Below are 18,574 nucleotides of genomic sequence, written 5' to 3'. Positions count from 1 at the left end.
GGGTGACCAACTACTTGGATATCCAATCATTAAAGACTTTACTTGAAATTCAAGCACTGCAAACACTAGGTTCTACGGAAAGCTCATCGAACGCATTAACAGACAACAATTCTATCTTTTCAGATATGATTGGGGAGTTGCTCGGCGATGCTTCAACAGCTAGCAGTGCAGAATTATCGAGTCTACTCGGGATGAGCTCTTCTTCAAACACTTCAGATATCATGAGTCAGCTTGGTAATTTAACTAGCACATCTGGCAATATGTCAAATATGGCCATTCAATCGTTACTTTATAAAGGTTCTAATTCAGTCTATATTCCTGCATCTGTTTATGCAGCATTAGCAAATAGCCAATCTAGCACAAAGTTAGATACCTACGTTTCTGATGATGTGATTGGCTCAACTGCTTATGCAAATTCGCTTGCAGGAGCAAGCAAATTTGCTTCAATCATTGAAAAGGCCGCAACAACGTATAATGTACCCGAGAAACTAATCGCTGCCGTTATAAAACAAGAATCTAATTTTAATGCTACTGCTGTCAGTCGTGCAGGTGCCCAAGGCTTAATGCAGTTAATGCCAAAAACAGCTCAATATTTAGGTGTTACAAATGCCTTCGATCCTGAGCAAAACATTATGGCAGGTGCCAAATACTTACGACAAATGCTCGATAAATTCGATAACGACCCATCTCTAGCCTTAGCAGCCTATAATGCTGGCGCTTCACGTGTGACAAAATATGGTGGTGTTCCACCTTTTAAAGAAACGCAGAATTATGTCAAAAAAGTGATGAATTACTTCACAGCTTAATCGCATAAAAGCTATATTTTCAGCCTTTCTCAGCAAATTTCACCCTTGATGGTGAAATTTGTGTTTTTCTAGCGAAAAACTTATCGAGAGCTCTTTGTTTGTGTAAACGAAAAGACGTTGATAGAATGAAGGTAGTCACAAGAAATTCACATTTTCCTGATGAACAAATTCAAAATCTATAAAACAGTCAATTTGTCATACCAATAAATTGATTCGTACTTTACGATATACTTCATATAAAGAATTAAAGGAGCATTTACCTATGAGTCGAAAATACACTGTTCCTTATGAGGAGCTGGGAGCTGAAAAACTTTCAGAACTCATACATGCGTTCTATAAAAGAGTCGCTCAGCATCCTGATCTTATTCCAATCTTTCCGGAAGATTTAACTGAAACAGCCCGTAAGCAAATTCAATTTCAAACACAGTATTTAGGGGGACCAAATCTTTTTACTGAAGAACATGGACATCCAATGATGCGTGCACGTCACATGAATTTTGCCATTACGCCTGATCGTGCACAAGCTTGGCTTGAATGCATGGCTGAAGCAATGGACGAAGTTGGTTTGGAAGGAAAGTTCCGTGAAACTTATTATCAACGTTTAGTATTAACAGCTCATCACATGATTAATACACCTAATGACGATGAGGGGGAATTATTACGTGAATAATATTCAAATGCTACAAGAGCCAGCTCCTACGATTTCTACTGCCAATAAGCCAATTGAATTGTATATTTTCGTAGATCCACTTTGTCCTGAAGCTTTCAGTATGCAAGCAGTTATTCGCAAGTTACAGCTAGAGTATAATCATTATTTCACATGGCGCTTTGTACTAAGCACAGAGCTTTCTTCCCTTAATTGCCTGAGCAAGCGTACAAAAGGCTGTGAATCTGGCATAGAGCTCGACATCAACCATCCTGTTTTACCGTCTATTGCTATCAAAGCAGCAGAGTTACAGGGAAAACGTGCAGGAGCTCGTTATTTGTCTAAATTACAAGAATATGTTTTTCTGAATCATGAAGATGTAAATTCCTATGCGACTCTGTTAAAAATTGCAGAGGATGTTCAATTAGATATGAATGAATTTACTGTAGATTTCGGTTCTAAAGAAGCTGCACGCGCCTTCCAATGTGATTTATATATTAAACGTGAAATGGAAGTAGATGAAGTTCCTAGTATCGTATTTTTCAATGAGTGCATTGAAGATGAGGGACTAAAAGTTAGTGGTAGCTACACTTATGAAGTTTACGAGCATATATTACAAGAAATGATGGATGAACAACTGCTACGTCAACCATTACCAACAATTGAAGAACTATTTCTGAAATACCATACACTATCTACAAATGAAATAGCCTTTATCTATTCATTAACGGAACAATCAGCTGAACGTGAATTAAAAAAACGCATGCTGCAACAAAAAATTGAACGTATTCAAACAGATCACGCTACACTCTGGCGTACAAAATAATGCAATTATACTACCTTTTAAAAGGATAGGGACTCAAGCACAATTGATGAGTCCCTATCCTTTTTTTATTTCAATTACTTTGAATTAAATAGTAAAAATCTAAGTTCATCACCGTAACATGGGGTTGACTTCCGTTCCGACTGGGCGCTTTCCTGGAGGCATCCGATGAGCCGTTTGGGATGTTCGGCTTACTAACCGTGAATGCGGGATAACGTGAAACTTCAATCAGTGGGGGTTTTCTTCTTCTCCACTGATTGGTAGTTGAACCAATCGGGCTTTTACGGTCAGTTGTTCGCCCTCTTCGCTAACTCGTTCTCATCTTTCTCAACTTTCCACTTGAGATGGGCGGCTTACTGACCGTGAATGCGGGATAACGTGAAACTTCAATCAGTGGGGTTTTCCTCTTCTCCACTGATTGGAGTTGAACCAATCGGGCTTTTACGGTCAGTTGTTCGCCCTCTTCGCTAACTCGTTCTCATCTTTCTCAACTTACACTTGAGATGGGCGGCTTACTGACCGTGAATGCGGGATAACGTGAAACTTCAATCAGTGGGGTTTTCCTCTTCTCCACTGATTGGTAGTTGAACCAATCGGGCTTTTACGGTCAGTTGTTCGCCCTCTTAGCTAACTCGTTCTCATCTTTCTCAACTTTACACTTGGGATGGGCGGCTTACTGACCGTGAATGCGGGATAAAATAAAAGAGACGCCACTATCCTCGACAGATAGAGACGCCTCTTTTTCACAAAGGGGATGGGAGAAATGTTCACGTTCAAACAAAGGGGTGTATGTTTGTTTTGTGATTTATTTCACAAGAATCACTTTATCATGGAATAATAAATTAAGCAATGAAACATGCTCTAGATTCACAAATTTGTCAAATAGAAAGCGATTACAGTACAGTATTTTTTCAAGATGGATACTTTTTTTCATTTAGAAATCTAAGAAAATCATTATTCTTTAAATTTATTGATGAACATAATTTTTACTCCATATAAAAAGTGGCTATAGTAAAATTACTACAGCCACTAAAAATTAATTATTTAACAATAATTTTTCTAGTTCATTTAAACGTTCTTCAAATACTTTACAAGCATCATCAATTGGTTTCGCCGCATTCATATCAACACCTGCTGCTTTTAATACTTCAATCGGGAAATCCGAGCAACCTGCTTTTAGGAAGTTATTAATATAACGTTCCACAGCCGGTGCACCCTCTTCAAGAATTTGTTTACTTAATGCAGTTGCCGCAGATTTTCCTGTTGCATATTGATAGACATAGTAATTGTAGTAGAAGTGTGGGATACGCGCCCACTCTAAGCCAATTTCCTCGTCTACGACCATATTTTCGCCGAAGTATTGCTTATTTAAATCAAAATAAACTTCGGTTAAACGTTCTGATGTTAAAGACTCTCCATTTTGATCCATTTGATGAATTAAATGTTCAAACTCTGCAAACATTGTTTGTCTGAAAACTGTACTGCGGAAGCCATCAAGCCAATGGTTTAATAAATAAATCCTTTGTTGAGGATCTTCAATTGTTTGAAGTAGATAATCGTTTAATAGCTCCTCGTTACATGTCGACGCCACTTCTGCCACGAAAATGGAATAATCTCCGTAGACAAACGGCTGGTTATTACGCGTGTAATAACTATGAACACTATGTCCAAACTCATGTGCTAATGTAAATAGGTTATTCACATTATCCTGCCAGTTCATTAAGATATAGGGATTCGTACCATAGGCACCTGATGAGTAAGCCCCACTACGTTTCCCTTTGTTTTCTTTGACATCTACCCAGCGATGATCCAGACCACTTTGTACGATATTCTGATACTCTTGCCCAAGTGGTGCTAAAGCCTTCACCAAAATGTCTTTCGCTTCATCATACGGCATTTTCATGTCTGTTTCTTGTACAAGTGGTGTGAACAAGTCCCACATATGCAATTCATCCACGCCTAACATCTTTTTACGCAAGGCAATATATCGTTGCATCACAGGTAAATGCTTGTGAATCGTCTCCACTAATTGATCGTACACATTTTCTGGAATAAAATTATTCGACATTGCCGCATGTCGAGCAGAATCATAATTACGAATTCGTGCATTGACATTATGTTTTTTCACGTTGCCTGTTAAAGTGGAAGCAAATGTATTTTTAAAATGACCATATGTTTCGTACATTGCTTTAAATGCCGCTTCACGCACACTACGATCTGTACTTTCTAAAAACTTAATATAGTTACCATGTGTGAGTTGAACCTCTTCCCCATCTTCATTTCTCACTTTTGGGAAGTCCATATCCGCATTGTTCAACATACTAAATGTATTCGATGCTGTGCCTGTTACCTCCGCCATTTGTGCAAGTAGAGCTTCCTGTTCAGTAGGTAATACATGCGGACGTGCCATGGTAATCTCTTTTAAAGATTGTGTATATAATTGTAATTCTTTATTTTCTGCTAAGTAGCTTTCAATTGTATCTTCACTTAATGATAAAATTTCTGGCGTTAAAAATGATAGGGCAGCTGAAATATTTGTCGCTAATGTTTGGATACGGCTATTCATATCTTGATAAAAGCTATTTGTTGTATCTTGGTCATAACGCATATGGGCATAAGTATAGAGCTTCATAGTGCGCTCATAAATTTGATCGTAATACGTTAGCACTGCTAATAAGGCGTCTGCACCATTTTTTAAAGTACCTGCATAACTAGGTGCCTCTTTTGCAAATGCTGCGACTTCTTTTAACTCCTCTTCCCATTGCGCATCTGTTGCAAAAATATCCTCCAAGCGCCAAGTTAACTCTTCTGGTATTTCATTTCTCATTAAAACCTGATTGCTGTTACTAGCCATATGCCAGCCCCCTCTATATGTTAGTTTTACCTGTACTCTCATATTTTCTCAGTATATTGTGGCAATTGCAAATAAAGTGACCCTTTAATCTTGAGGGTTTTGCACCTCATTGAGAATTACTAATTGATCAAAACCAGGTACTTACTGACACTTGGTTTCACACATAAACATCTACTAACTTTTCGTATTCAAGGTGCGAACATATTAGTCGTTTATATTAGATAAATGTGAGTAAACTTGCTCACAAATATCTGGAAAGTGATCGTTGCTGTGAGACCATCTTTCAAACAGGTTACAATAATTTTTCACAGCTTGAACTGCCTCGTTTGTCGTCTGCAAACTAAGCTGACTAAGAAAAAGTTGAATATTTTCCTTGCTTAATTCATGAAGCTGCAATTGAGTTAGCCTGCAAAAATGGTGTAAAATCGTTTGCCATTCGATTGAAAAAATCGGAATTGATGCAGCATTTTTAACAGGTAATCCAACATAAATAGGCATTGTCTCAAGCGAAAAGTGCAGCTCATAACAACTTCGTAGAAATAAATCCTGCACGCCTTTTTTACTACGTATTAATCTTTGATAGACATACTGCATACAAATCCTTTTATAGAGTTGCCAATAATAACGGAATTCTTCTCTTGTAATCGGCTTGGGCACATAAAACGGAAAGAGCTGTTTTGTAATCGGCACATATTGTACTTTCGCTATAAAAGTGTTCCCATGAACATAAAGAAGATTCGCCCAATAATTAAACCTTGCTGAATGCGCATCATAGGTCAATAAATAAGGTAAACTTTTGGATGTATAATTTATAGCATTTTGCCTAATGGGAGGAATAGTAACTTTTATGATATCCTGTGAGGTAAGATTTTTCTGAGGTGTTTGAAAAAGCCACAATGCTTGAATATGCATATTTTTATATCCTGCTGTACGCAACTGCCATTTTTCATGTGAGATAGTGCTACATTGGAACTCAATTGCTATTTGTTGATGCTCTTTCGTCACAAGAATATCTGGGCGTTGAGATAGTTTTTTTATATATGGCTCTAGCTCTACTGCATAACCTTGCTTGTTCAACCATTCAAACAATTGAATTTTACCTTGTAGATGGAGCATAGATTCACCTTCTGCAAATAATCGTTCACAACTTTGATGTGCAATATGTGAAAAATGCGGGATATTGACAGTACCAATTTTCAACTGAACAGGTTGCTGGCATTGAGGGCAAAAAAATTTTGAAATACGGCGATAGCGTTTAAGTGCTTGTCTCGAATGTTGATAAGACATAAAAGGTTCTCCATGCTCTGTATAGGCGAAAAGCATAAAACTGTCTCCTTTTTGTCCAATTGTAAAATGAAATTTCATGGTTTACCAAAATATATCGGTTTTTTTTCCAAATTTAATATTTGCCATGTTCTGTCTCAAAATCATTCTACTTCAACCTTGATGACTAGCCACAAAAAAAGCCTCTGAATAATCTCAGAGGCTTGAATCATTTAGATAAAATATTTCCGAATAGTTTCAAAGCAATCATATTCCATAATCTTGTCGCCATACTCTTCAAGGCGATGTATCGTGAAATTTGATGGGCTTAGAAATTCTTTAATGACCGCATTTTTATCATGGCGATTTAAATCGTCATCGGCATTCGTGAAGTCTACAACTAGATAGTACCAATCTTCATATTTGAATAATGAGGAATCCACTAATTCGTCTGTTATACGTTTAGCAACAGGGATTAACTCATCAATATCTTTAAATTTATAAACATAAATATCTGTATCCATAAATAATTCTGACTCATCAATGTCACCGAATTGAGTTAGTTGACTGAGAAGATCCTCTCCAACTTCGTCAAATGGGGCAAACATCTCCTTGTGTTCATCAAAATGCGAATGACCATCTAATGTTTCACCGTCTTTTAATATATGTGCACGTGTGACAATGATCTCCAAGCCAACTTCAGACGCATTGATATGAATCCAAATCGGACCTTCCACATCAAAATAATCCTCTGTATTTACTTCGTCAATCATATCCCAAAAAAGTTGTTCACCCTTTGCTCGGTTGTACCAAATTTCTTCACGACTGTAGCCGCGATCCTCTATATCATTGTACGTTATAAAGAGCTTGAGTGTATTTTCATTTACACGTTCGATGTCCACTAGACTTCATCTCCCTTCACTGTCATTTGTCGAAAAACAGTATTATTTCATTAGTATGCTTTGATTCATTGTTTTTAACCTTCATACTCCTTTGTTTTTCAACCTTTGACTACACCACAATAAATCATCGAGCAACTGAAATCATTGAATTTACAGTTCAGTTGTCTCTAATTCTATTGTATGCTGTTCTTTCATAAAATGAAAAGGATATACACCATTTCACAAAAGATATTTGAATTATTGAAATTGTAGTAAACTATTTAGCTAAAATCAAGTTTAACATACTTTTACGGAAATATATGACTTTCCCCTATTAAATATTATAGCTTGTACAGAAGGATTTTACATAAGTAAAGCATAAAAAAATAGATGTCACAACATGCTTTTTGCATTTGCAACACCTAATACATTATATGCAGAATAGATTGATATTAGTTCACCATACGCTGTGCTTCTTGTAATTGATAAGCACGCACTTTACGTGGTAAGAATCGACGAATTTCATCTTCGTTGTATCCTACTTGTAATCGTTTTTCATCTAAGATGATTGGACGACGTAATAATCCAGGGTATTCTTGAATTAACTCATATAAACGTTGTAATGGTAAGCTTTCTACATCCACATTCAGTTTTTGGAAAATTTTAGAACGCGTTGAAATAATTTCATCCGTCCCATCCTCCGTCATGCGTAAAATTTCTTTTATTTCACTAATGCTTAATGGTTCAGAAAAAATATTTCGCTCGGTATATGGGATTTCGTGCTCCTCCAACCATGCTTTCGCTTTTCGGCAAGATGTACAACTTGGTGATGTAAATAAAGTTACTATCATACTGACACATCCTTTCTGTTTGTAATCGTTATCTATAACCAGTTTGTTAAATTAGAATTAATGTAATGTAAAGCTACATATTCATTATACAGCACTCAGCTGTGTTTGAATATAGTTCCAATGAAAAAAAGAATGACCTTATCGCGAAATATTCTGTCTATTTCTATAGCTTGAAAGTAGCTAATTTCTGAAAGGTGTCCAATGAACTAATAATAATATTCCCACTTATCAGCGATTTTAAACATTCATTTATTTCTATTGTTGATTCTCATTTATAAAATTTAAACGAGAATAATGTCAATTTGACGTGTACAATTAAGACGTATCGCTTATAATAAAGGTTGCTTTTTTACATAAAAACACAGCATAACTAGCATAAAGTTTTTTTCATAAAAAAAACACCGCTAAAAGTCTGATTTTCTAAGCTTGCAATTAGCTAACTCTTTATAATATAATTTTTGCAATAATTAAAAACGCTGACGAAGAGTAGTACAAATGCAATGTGCACGTTTAGAGAGTCTGTGGTTGCTGCAAACAGATCGTGCATGCGTTTGGAATGGACTTCCGAGTTAGTTTTGCGAACGTTCAAGTATGTGCACGATTGACTACTAGCAAAGCTCGTCCCTTCACGTTACGAAGTAGAGTGGCCTTTTTAGGCAAGCTGGGTGGTACCGCGGATACTAACATCATTCGTCCCTTCATTAGAAAAAACTAATGAGGACGCATGATGTTTTTTTATGATATTTAGTATTCATTTGGACGCTCTACCCGATAGCACAGTGGCTATCCGTCCGTAATTGAAGGTTTAATCAAAATTTTTGATGATGCCGAGTCGAAAATTATTTGCTAACTCGAAGGAGGAAATTATTATGACAACTATTTTTTCAGGCGTTCAGCCAACAGGTATTGTAACATTAGGGAACTATCTCGGGGCATTCAAGCAATTCCCTGCATTACAAGATGAAGGAAATGCAATTTATTGTATCGTTGACCAGCATGCCATTACGGTCGCACAAGACCCTAAAGAGTTGCGTCAAAACATTCGTAACTTAGCTGCTATGTATATAGCAACGGGTATTGACCCACAGAAATCTACTTTATTCATCCAATCAGAAGTATCTGCTCACGCACAAGCGGGCTGGATTTTACAATGTGTTGCTTCTATCGGCGAGTTAGAGCGTATGACTCAATTCAAAGATAAATCACATGGCAAAGAAACCGTTTCGGCAGCTCTTTTAACTTATCCACCTTTAATGGCTGCAGATATTCTATTATACAATACAAACATTGTCCCTGTAGGCGATGACCAAAAACAACATATTGAGCTAACACGAGATCTTGCAGAGCGCTTTAACAAACGTTATGGTGATGTATTAACAATTCCTGAAATTCAATTACCAAAAGCAGGTGCGCGTATTAAATCTTTACAAGAGCCTACGAAAAAAATGAGTAAATCTGATCCAAATACAAAAGCAACAATTAAACTTTTAGATTCTGCAAAAGATATTGAGAAAAAAATTAAATCTGCCGTAACTGACTCTGATGGTATTGTGGCGTTTGATGTAGAAAATAAACCTGGGGTTTCAAATTTACTGACTATCGAATCAGCAATTTCAGGTGTAGCTATCGACAATTTAGTTAAAAAATACGAAGGAATTGGCTATGGCGGCTTCAAACAAGGTGTGGCCACAGCGGTTATCGACCATCTTACACCAATTCAAGAGAAGTTCTATCATCTCGTAGAATCGTCTGAATTGGACATCATTTTAGATGAAGGTGCAGAGAAAGCAAATACCATTGCCAGTGCAACATTAAAACGTATGGAAGAAGCAATGGGCTTAGGCCGTTCACGTCGCTAAGAGGTTTGTCTATGTCTATGCTATGCGAACTTTGTAAAAAGCCAATACAAACACTTATTTTAGAAGGTGACTTTGGTGCTGATCCTCTATGGTGTGGTCAGTGTCTTGCCAATTTAGAATTAGAGAACTTTCCATTAAATGAACATTTGCTAACTGAGTTAACATCATGGATGTGTAACTTTGGTGAATGGATTAATCTTGAAACAGATTCATTCATTGAAGGTATGGAACATTTGGCAAAAAAACATGATGAGCAAGGTACAATTTTGGCTCAACAGGTAGCAACTGAACTAGGAATTAAAGTGACTTTCTCTCCGTATCTTTTAGATTAGGATGTTCGCTCAAAACCAAAGTCAAGTATAACACCGCATAACACAATGCAGGCTCCGATTGCCAAATAAAATTCCGTTGTATGAACCATAAACTTAAAAACAACGGACCATGAATAACCGAGTGTGCGGTAATTCAAGTACAATATGAGATTTCCTATTGAAAGTATCATTAAGCCATAGCTCATTAAAAATAAAAAGAGACGGAACAAGTAGACGGCATCCTTTCTATTTCTTCTTATTTATCATCTATTCTCAAAGTGAATAAAAAATACGTCAGCCTGTAGACAAACTTGAAGAATTTCAGATTTGGTTACAGGCTTTTTTTCATAATCGGGATGCATAAGAACGGTGATTTCACTGCTGACAGGGCGTTCAGCTGGCGGTCACTCTAAACTTCAATAAACTGAATACGTAAACGAACATTCCACTCTAAACTGTTTAATAGAAGAAACAACGAGATTTCTGCATAAGAATGAGCCAAACTCATGCTCGAAGCGCTAGCAGTTCGTCGCGCAATAAAAAAGCCTATAGGTAAACTCAATCTTTACAGAGTTTACCTATAGGCTAACGTTTTTGATTATTCTTCACATTTTTTAAATAGTAGGCTAGCGTTATGACCGCCAAATCCAAGAGAATTACTCATCGCGTATTCGATATTTGCTTCTCGGGCTTCATTTGGCACATAATCTAAATCACATTCTGGGTCTGGCTCTGTTAAATTGATTGTCGGTGGTAAAATCCCCTCTTTTAACGCAAGCGCTGTGAAAATCGCTTCGACACCACCAGCTGCCCCTAGTAAGTGACCTGTCATTGATTTTGTAGAACTCATTGCCAGTTTATAAGCATGTTCACCAAAGGCTGATTTTACTGCCTGTGTTTCAAATAAATCATTATAAGGTGTACTTGTTCCGTGTGCATTAATATAGCCAACTTGTGAAGGTTCTACACCTCCATCAGCTAATGCTTGTTTCATCGCACGTGCTGCGCCTTCACCTTCTGGTGCTGGAGCAGTGATATGGTGAGCATCACCAGTTGAGCCGTAGCCAAGCACTTCAGCATAAATTTTTGCTCCGCGAGCTTTCGCGTGCTCATACTCTTCTAAAATAACAATCCCTGCACCTTCACCAATAATAAAGCCATCGCGGTTTTTATCAAATGGACGTGAAGCGGTTGTTGCATCGGTATTTAAAGACAATGCTGTATTTGCACAGAAACCTGCAACTGCCATTGTGACGATTGGTGACTCTGCACCACCTGAAATCATAACATCTGCGTCGCCACGTTCAATTACTTTATAAGCATCTCCAATTGAATTTGTGCCAGATGCACAAGCCGTTACAGAACAAGAATTAATACCCTTAGCTCCGAAATGGATAGACACTTGACCTGATGCCATATCTGGAATCATCATTGGGATAAAGAATGGACTTACACGTCTTGCTCCACGTTCTTGGAACGTTAAAAACTGCTGTTCATACGTTTCCATTCCACCGATACCAGAGCCAATCCACACGCCTGCGCGCGGTGCTAGCTCTTCATCAATTGTAAGCTGTGCGTCCTCCATAGCCATGATGGAAGCTGCAAGTGCATAATGCGTAAAGCGATCCATTTTACGGGCTTCCTTACGTTCAATATACTTTTCAATATCAAAGTCTTTTACTTCTGCGGCAATTTTAGCTGCGAATAAATCTTTGTTTAAACGTGTTAACTCCCCAACACCAGATTTTCCAGCTTTAATGTTTGCCCATGTTTCTTCGATGCTATTTCCTAGTGGTGTAACTGCGCCAATTCCTGTAATTACTACTCGTCGTTTACTCATTGTCTTACTCCCCTCAAGCATTTATCGTTATTATTTTCCCCATCTCATTGCAACGGCACCCCAAGTTAAGCCACCGCCAAAACCAACAAGTACTAGTAAGTCACCATCTTTTATTTTACCTGCTTCAAGCTCTTCTACCAATGATATTCCGATAGATGCTGCCGATGTATTACCATATTTGTGAATCGTTTTCGACATTTTTTCAAGTGGTAAGTCGAGACGTTCACGTGCAGACTCCATAATACGTATATTCGCTTGATGTGGCACTAAGAAATCCACATCTTCTTTTGTTAAACCAGCTTTATCTAACACATTCAAAGCAGATTCACCCATTTGGCGTACTGCAAATTTAAAAACTTCACGGCCATTCATGGCAATCGTCTGTTGCTGTGTTAAACACAGATTTTTTCCGCCTGTTCCATCTGCTCCGAGCTCAAAAGATAAAATCCCTCTGCCTTCTGAAACCGGCCCAACAACAGCAGCACTTGCACCATCACCGAATAATACAGCCGTATTACGATCTTCCCAATTAATCACTTTCGACAGCTTTTCAACACCTACTACTAAGACGTATTTATAAGCATTTGTTTCTACAAACTGCTTGGCTGTCACTAAACTATATATAAATCCTGCACAAGCCGCTGCCTGATCCATCGCCGCTGCATTTACTGCACCAATTTGCTCCTGAACCATACATGCTACACTTGGAAAATTTTGATCTTGTGTTACAGTTGCTACAAGTATTAGTCCTATCTCCTCAGGCGTAATACCTGCTTTCGCAATAGCATCTTTAGCAGCAGCTACTGCCAGATCCGAAGTCTCCTGATTCTCTTCAGCAAAATGACGTTCTTCAATTCCTGTACGAGTTCGAATCCATTCATCCGACGTGTCCATAATTTTTTCTAAGTCAAAATTCGTAACGACTTTTTCTGGAACGTATCTGCCTAACCCTATAATACCTGCGTTCATATAGCAACCCCTCTGCTTTCTTACTATCAATTATTAGTAACTGGTCATAATTATAACGCATAATGAAGGAAGGGTGCAAGATGAATTACAATTTATGCTTTAAAGCTAGTGTTATCAAGTGCTTAGGCTTATGTTCTTTAACAATGCCATGCTAAAAAATAACGTATTTATGGATAAAATTATAAATTAAAATCCAAAACATCTATTACTTTAAAAATATAGATTCGACATAATAAATGGAGACCGTGTGTTCACGTTAACCAATCCTCTTTTTGTAATTTCTAAAAAAAGAGTGTAGGCAAACTCGATTATGCCAAGTTTGTCTACACTCACACTCTTTGGCTGTCTCAAAAGTGAAATGCTATTTTTTGATGTAAAATTGATAATCTGCTTAGGGCTCCAGGAGCGTTAGCAACGATGCGGCTCAAGGTTCGCCCCCAAGAAAGCGTCCGGCGCAACGAAATCGAAGAAAAAGCCATGGCTAAAATTCATTTTATGGACTTTTTCAGTGCTCTCGTTATACTATTTGGTCACATTGTTGTGACAAATTCGCCATGTTTCTTTTCTATTCACTAATGCTAAGTCTTTCACTTCAAAACATAGAATAATCAAGGGTTCCGATGGTTGATTGGGCATTTGTATTCGCCCTATTGTATCAACCAATTGGCGGCAGAGAGAGTATACCACCGATTAATGTCCACTTTATCGTAAAAGGTTCTTTTTTTTTCGTCTTATGTTATGATATGATAATGTATATGTAGTAAAACTTATGCTTTTAAAAAGTTCGGTTGAGGTGAAATTAATGCAATATATCGTTACATTTGTATGGTCATTCCTACTAGTTTCAATGTTAAACTATGTAGTAAGTTCTGTACTTGGTGTACCATTTGATTTCCAAACAGGTGCTATCATTTCAGTTGTGTTCTCAGTACTAATTTTCGTAATTGGTGCAATCATTCCAAACGAGCCAACGCCAGACGCTGCAGACCATCATTAATCAAATCCTTAAAAAACCTGTATCGCCTCAAGCGAAACAGGTTTTTTTCTTTTTTTCTATTATTTTTCAACTACGCAGTGACCATCACGTATTTTCACATGCAATGTGTCTCCAGGTAATACTTCCCCACGTAATAATTCCTTTGCCACAGCTGTTTCAATATAACGTTGCACGAAACGTTTTAATGGTCGTGCACCAAATTGTGCATCTGCACCTTGTTCTACAACCCAAGCAATGACGTCTTTTTCTACTGCTAATGTAATTTCCTGTTCCGCTACCCGTTTGACAAGCTGTTCTACGTATTTCCAAGCAATGGCTGTGAAATGTTCATCAGATAAAGCATGAAACAGGATAATATCATCCATACGATTTAATAACTCTGGTTTAAAATGTTGACGCAGCGCTGTCATAACTAAGTCCTCAATTGCTGCATCATCTTTTTTTGCCTCCATTAAATAACTAGAACCGATATTAGAAGTCAAAATCACGACTGTATTTGTAAAGTTGACCATTCGACCTTGACTATCCGTAATGCGACCATCATCTAAAATTTGCAGTAATATATTGGCTACGTCCGGATGAGCCTTCTCAATTTCATCCAGTAATACAACTGAATATGGATTACGGCGAACAGCCTCTGTTAATTGTCCACCTTCTTCATAGCCAACATAACCTGGAGGTGCACCAACAAGGCGTGATACGCTATGTTTTTCCATATATTCACTCATATCAATACGGATAAAATGCTCCTCTGAATCAAATAACTGTGCCGCTAGTGCCTTTGCTAGCTCAGTTTTACCAACACCAGTTGGTCCTAGGAATAAGAAGCTACCAATCGGACGATGAGGGTCTTTAATGCCTGCACGAGCACGCCATACCGCTTCCGTCACAAGTTGAACAGCTGTCTCCTGCCCTACAACCCGTTCATGTAGCGTATCTTTTAAACGCAGTAATTTCTCACGCTCACCTTCCACTAATTTTGTAACAGGTATACCTGTCCAACGAGACACGATAGATGCGATTTCATCCGCCGTTACTTCCTCGCGCAAAATGCGTACTTCCGTCCCCTCTTCTAATTGTTTTTCCATTTCTTGAATTTCTTTTTCAAGGGTCGGGATTTTACCGTGACGTAATTCTGCCGCTTTATTTAAATCATATTTACTTTCAGCTTCATCTAAATCACGACGGTATTTGTCGAGTATTTCACGTTTTTTCTGAATGCCATGGAGCGCCTCTTTTTCTGCTTCCCATTGCTTGCGCATACCTTCAGAGGATTCTTTTAATTTAGCTAACTCATCGCGTAATTGTTCCAGTCTTTTTTTGCTTGCCTCATCTTTTTCTTTTCGTAATGCTTGCTCTTCAATTTCAAGTTGCATAATACGTCGTGTCACTGCATCTAATTCTTGTGGCATGGAATCGATTTCTGTACGAATCATCGCACAAGCCTCGTCTATTAAATCAATTGCTTTATCAGGAAGGAAGCGCTCTGTAATATAGCGATTTGAAAGCTGCGCTGCCGCCACAATTGCACGGTCATGGATACGTACCGCATGATGTAACTCAAAGCGCTCTTTTAAGCCGCGTAAAATAGATACAGTATCTTCAATGGATGGTTCGCGCACAAGCACTTGTTGGAAACGACGTTCTAAAGCCGGGTCTTTTTCAATATACATACGGTATTCGTCTAACGTTGTGGCACCGATACAATGTAATTCACCTCGAGCGAGCATCGGCTTTAACATATTTCCTGCATCCATTGCACCGTCTGTTTTTCCTGCACCAACAATCGTATGAATTTCATCGATAAATAAAATAATACGCCCTTGTGATTCTTTTACTTCTTTTAATACACCTTTTAATCGTTCTTCAAATTGTCCACGATAACTTGCCCCTGCTATTAATGCACTCATATCTAGCTCATACAATACACATTCTTTTAACCCCTCTGGTACATCGCCTTTCACAATGCGCTGAGCCAACCCTTCTACAATTGCCGTTTTACCGACACCGGGTTCACCAATTAATACTGGGTTATTTTTAGTTTTTCGCGTTAAAATACGAATAACATTGCGAATTTCTTCATCACGGCCAATAACTGGATCCATTTTGCCGTTTTTTACTTCTTCCACTAAATTACGTCCAAATTGCTCTAATGGTTTTTTATTATCTGTTTGTTGAAATTGCATCGTTAGCACTCCTTTTCAAATATCTTTGGCATAATTGCATCCACAATTTCAGAGAAAAATGTTTGACCTTTTTTGACTAACTTAATTTTACAACAACCGACAAGACCTAGCAAAAAATAAGCTCTAAATTTTTTTCCCTTACACAGGATAGATTACGTTATAATGAGGTTATGTTTCGTTGTTTTAATATATCGGAATGATTAATCACCATTCTTTTGTAATACGGTCACTTATTACAAATAGAAAGAGATGTGTTTTTATGGTACTAATGGATGATAATCAAGAAAAAATTCATGCTCTTTTTCAAAAACACGGCGTTTTTATAAAAGTGAATAAGGAAAGTAAAATTTTTTTAGAAGGCGAACGTGCAAAAGAAATATATTATATTAAAACTGGTGCCATTTCGATTAGTCAGGAAACTGAAAGTGGAAAAGAATTAACCGTACGAATTTGTGGTCCTGATAGTATTATCGGGGAAGGTTCATTATTTTGTAACCTAACTTATCACGCCATGACTGCAAAAGTATTAGAGCCCTCTACGTTATACGTCCTTAGCCGTAAATCGTTGGAGCAGTTATTATTGGAGCAACCGTCTTTAATGGTTGAGTACTTAAAGTGGCTACAAACTGAAAATTTAAAACATCAAAGCCGTTTGCGTGATCTAGTGTTGAATGGTAAGAAAGGTGCTTTATTTTCAACGTTAATTCGTTTATCTAACACCTATGGCAAGGTTTTAGAAAGTGGTACGATTTTTATCGATTTTCCATTAACAAATTCAGAAATTGCTAGTCTATGCGCAACAAGTAGAGAAATGATAAATCGCATGCTCAATGATTTAAAAAAGCATAATATTTTATCCTTTGAAAAAGGCTATATTACAATTCATGATCTACAATTTCTAAAAGATGAAATCGCCTGTGAAAGTTGTCCATTACAAATTTGCCGTATCGATTAATCCGATATATAACAAATTCCCACCTGCATTTTGTGCAAGTGGGAATTTGTTTTTACTGTACTCTATTTTGTACTAGCGACATACGCCTTGTGCTAAAGTTTACTTAACGTACACCTAATGCCAATTTCGCGTATCGGGACATCTTGTCTTTTGACCAAGGTGGATTCCACACAATGTTAACATTTGTACTTTTCACTTCTGGTAGTTCACTTAATGCTGTTTTTACTTGGTCAACAATAACTGGGCCAAGTGGGCATCCCATTGATGTTAGCGTCATTGTGACTGTTGCTAAGCCCTCATCATCTAATTCAACATCATATACTAATCCTAAGTTGACAATATCAATACCCAGCTCAGGGTCAATTACATTTTCTAATGCACCTAACATGCTGTCTTTCATATCTTGATCCATCTGTATTTCTCCTTCCATCACAGTGTTAACTTCATCATAGCAGATGCTACTTATTATGCCAAATGCTGCGCAAGCCATTCAGTCGATGCTAACATGCCTTCACGTGTCACGGCATGACCAGCCTGATTATCGACGAAGAAATTCAAATCTTCAGGATTTTTTTCATAATACGCTCGTAATTTTAAATAGAACGTATACGTATCTTTAAATGGCACAGTTTTATCTTTTTTACCATGCCAGAAGAATATCGGGCGTTGTGCAAATTTTTCTGGTGTTAAGCTTATATCATATTTCGCTAAAAGTTCATTTGTTTTTCGAACTTCTTCGTCTGACATCGGCCAATTTAAACCACTTTCTGCAAACTGCTGTAATTGATAAGCGCCTAATTCTATAAAACAAGGTGCACCCATACATATTGCAGCGGTTTGAATCCAATCATAAAGCTTTAAGCAACCTGCAGTAACAATTCCACCCATCGAAGTCCCAGCCACACCGATTTTATCATTTACTAATAGTTGTTTATTCTTTAGCTCATTATATAATTGTTCGACTTCGTGAATAGAATTTAAGACAATATCCCAAAAGTGTGAATTCATTTGCATTTCTGTTAAGTCTTCACTTCGATCACCATGTAATTTCGCATCTGGTAATAGGACACGCACCCCTTTATTGACTAACTGATATGCATAATGTAGATTATGTTCTTTCGCACTCATAAAACCGTGTAAGAAAATCACGACTGGGGTTTCTTCATTCATATCGTCTGTATGTATATGTAATAACGGAATACTTCCCCACACTTCTCTCTCTGTAAACATCTTTGTCACTCCCAACTTTTGTCTCTTCTTTTTATGTTAGCAAACTTTTTTCTACATGACAAAATTTTGACGAGTTGATGACAAAGAGATACTATTCTAACAT

General features: G+C 37.5%; 16 protein-coding genes and 1 other annotated feature. Of the genes, 7 read left to right on the top strand and 9 right to left on the bottom strand.

All coding sequences use genetic code 11. The annotated features are described in order from the left end of the window. The first annotated feature begins 14 nt into the window (after nt 1–14). The 3 genes from C9J31_RS03980 to C9J31_RS03970 all read left to right on the top strand — a co-directional run bounded on the left by C9J31_RS03980 (nt 15) and on the right by C9J31_RS03970 (nt 2,278). Nucleotides 15–806 carry a lytic transglycosylase domain-containing protein gene (locus C9J31_RS03980; protein ID WP_107925314.1) on the top strand — a complete coding sequence of 264 codons (792 nt, stop codon included), beginning with the start codon at nt 15–17 and terminating at the stop codon, nt 804–806. 262 nt (nt 807–1,068) lie between these two features. Then, nucleotides 1,069–1,476 (top strand): globin domain-containing protein, encoded by a 408-nt coding sequence (locus C9J31_RS03975; RefSeq protein WP_010858110.1) that lies wholly within the window; start codon nt 1,069–1,071, stop codon nt 1,474–1,476. Then, on the top strand, nt 1,469–2,278 hold the full coding sequence (locus tag C9J31_RS03970) for a DsbA family protein (protein WP_107947315.1): 810 nt from the start codon (nt 1,469–1,471) through the stop codon (nt 2,276–2,278). Before C9J31_RS03975 ends, C9J31_RS03970 begins: the two co-directional genes overlap by 8 nt. 1,033 nt (nt 2,279–3,311) lie before the next feature. Here the strand turns inward: C9J31_RS03970 and pepF are convergent. From pepF to spxA, 4 genes are all read right to left on the bottom strand, one after another. Beyond that, nucleotides 3,312–5,129: an oligoendopeptidase F gene (pepF, locus tag C9J31_RS03965; RefSeq protein WP_107947317.1), complete on the bottom strand. Its 1,818-nt coding sequence runs from the start codon at nt 5,127–5,129 to the stop codon at nt 3,312–3,314. 204 nt (nt 5,130–5,333) lie between these two features. After that, nucleotides 5,334–6,452, bottom strand: coding sequence for a competence protein CoiA (locus C9J31_RS03960; protein WP_107947319.1), 1,119 nt, complete (start codon nt 6,450–6,452; stop codon nt 5,334–5,336). Between the two features lie 173 nt (nt 6,453–6,625). Then, nucleotides 6,626–7,294, bottom strand: a complete 669-nt coding sequence (gene mecA, locus C9J31_RS03955; RefSeq protein WP_054768173.1) for an adaptor protein MecA — start codon at nt 7,292–7,294, stop codon at nt 6,626–6,628. A 431-nt stretch (nt 7,295–7,725) separates the two neighbouring features. Beyond that, nucleotides 7,726–8,121 carry a transcriptional regulator SpxA gene (gene spxA / locus C9J31_RS03950; protein ID WP_024362527.1) on the bottom strand — a complete coding sequence of 132 codons (396 nt, stop codon included), beginning with the start codon at nt 8,119–8,121 and terminating at the stop codon, nt 7,726–7,728. 470 nt (nt 8,122–8,591) lie between these two features. After that, nucleotides 8,592–8,825: a binding site (T-box leader), on the top strand. A 168-nt stretch (nt 8,826–8,993) separates the two neighbouring features. Between spxA and trpS the strand changes: the two genes are divergently transcribed. Together trpS and C9J31_RS03940 are read left to right on the top strand one after the other, a co-directional pair. Further along, nucleotides 8,994–9,983, top strand: coding sequence for a tryptophan--tRNA ligase (gene trpS / locus C9J31_RS03945; RefSeq protein ID WP_107947321.1), 990 nt, complete (start codon nt 8,994–8,996; stop codon nt 9,981–9,983). An 11-nt stretch (nt 9,984–9,994) separates the two neighbouring features. Then, entirely contained in the window at nt 9,995–10,315 is a 321-nt protein-coding gene (locus C9J31_RS03940) for a hypothetical protein (RefSeq protein WP_107925310.1), read from the top strand. Nucleotides 10,316–10,892: 577 nt separating this feature from the next. Here C9J31_RS03940 and fabF read toward each other — a convergent pair. Further along, entirely contained in the window at nt 10,893–12,134 is a 1,242-nt protein-coding gene (gene fabF, locus C9J31_RS03935) for a beta-ketoacyl-ACP synthase II (protein WP_107947325.1), read from the bottom strand. A 30-nt stretch (nt 12,135–12,164) separates the two neighbouring features. Next, nucleotides 12,165–13,103, bottom strand: coding sequence for a beta-ketoacyl-ACP synthase III (locus tag C9J31_RS03930; protein ID WP_107925308.1), 939 nt, complete (start codon nt 13,101–13,103; stop codon nt 12,165–12,167). A gap of 802 nt (nt 13,104–13,905) precedes the next feature. On the opposite strand from C9J31_RS03930, the gene C9J31_RS03925 reads away from it, so the two are divergent. Then, nucleotides 13,906–14,100, top strand: a complete 195-nt coding sequence (locus tag C9J31_RS03925; RefSeq protein ID WP_054768176.1) for a YjzD family protein — start codon at nt 13,906–13,908, stop codon at nt 14,098–14,100. Nucleotides 14,101–14,159: 59 nt separating this feature from the next. Here the strand turns inward: C9J31_RS03925 and C9J31_RS03920 are convergent, their stop codons facing one another. Continuing rightward, on the bottom strand, nt 14,160–16,286 hold the full coding sequence (locus C9J31_RS03920) for an ATP-dependent Clp protease ATP-binding subunit (protein ID WP_107925307.1): 2,127 nt from the start codon (nt 16,284–16,286) through the stop codon (nt 14,160–14,162). Between the two features lie 268 nt (nt 16,287–16,554). Here C9J31_RS03920 and C9J31_RS03915 point away from each other — a divergent pair, with 268 nt between their 5' ends. Further along, complete coding sequence (locus C9J31_RS03915; RefSeq protein ID WP_107925333.1) at nt 16,555–17,241, top strand: Crp/Fnr family transcriptional regulator; 687 nt, start codon at nt 16,555–16,557, stop codon at nt 17,239–17,241. 103 nt (nt 17,242–17,344) lie between these two features. Here the strand turns inward: C9J31_RS03915 and C9J31_RS03910 are convergent, their stop codons facing one another. Further along, nucleotides 17,345–17,653, bottom strand: a complete 309-nt coding sequence (locus C9J31_RS03910; protein ID WP_054768177.1) for a metal-sulfur cluster assembly factor — start codon at nt 17,651–17,653, stop codon at nt 17,345–17,347. A 53-nt stretch (nt 17,654–17,706) separates the two neighbouring features. Next, nucleotides 17,707–18,471 carry a prolyl oligopeptidase family serine peptidase gene (locus tag C9J31_RS03905; RefSeq protein WP_107925306.1) on the bottom strand — a complete coding sequence of 255 codons (765 nt, stop codon included), beginning with the start codon at nt 18,469–18,471 and terminating at the stop codon, nt 17,707–17,709. Nucleotides 18,472–18,574: the final 103 nt, after the last annotated feature.

This window comes from Lysinibacillus parviboronicapiens (assembly GCF_003049605.2).
GTDB lineage: Bacteria > Bacillota > Bacilli > Bacillales_A > Planococcaceae > Lysinibacillus > Lysinibacillus parviboronicapiens.
This window is presented reverse-complemented; position numbering and strand designations above follow the sequence as displayed.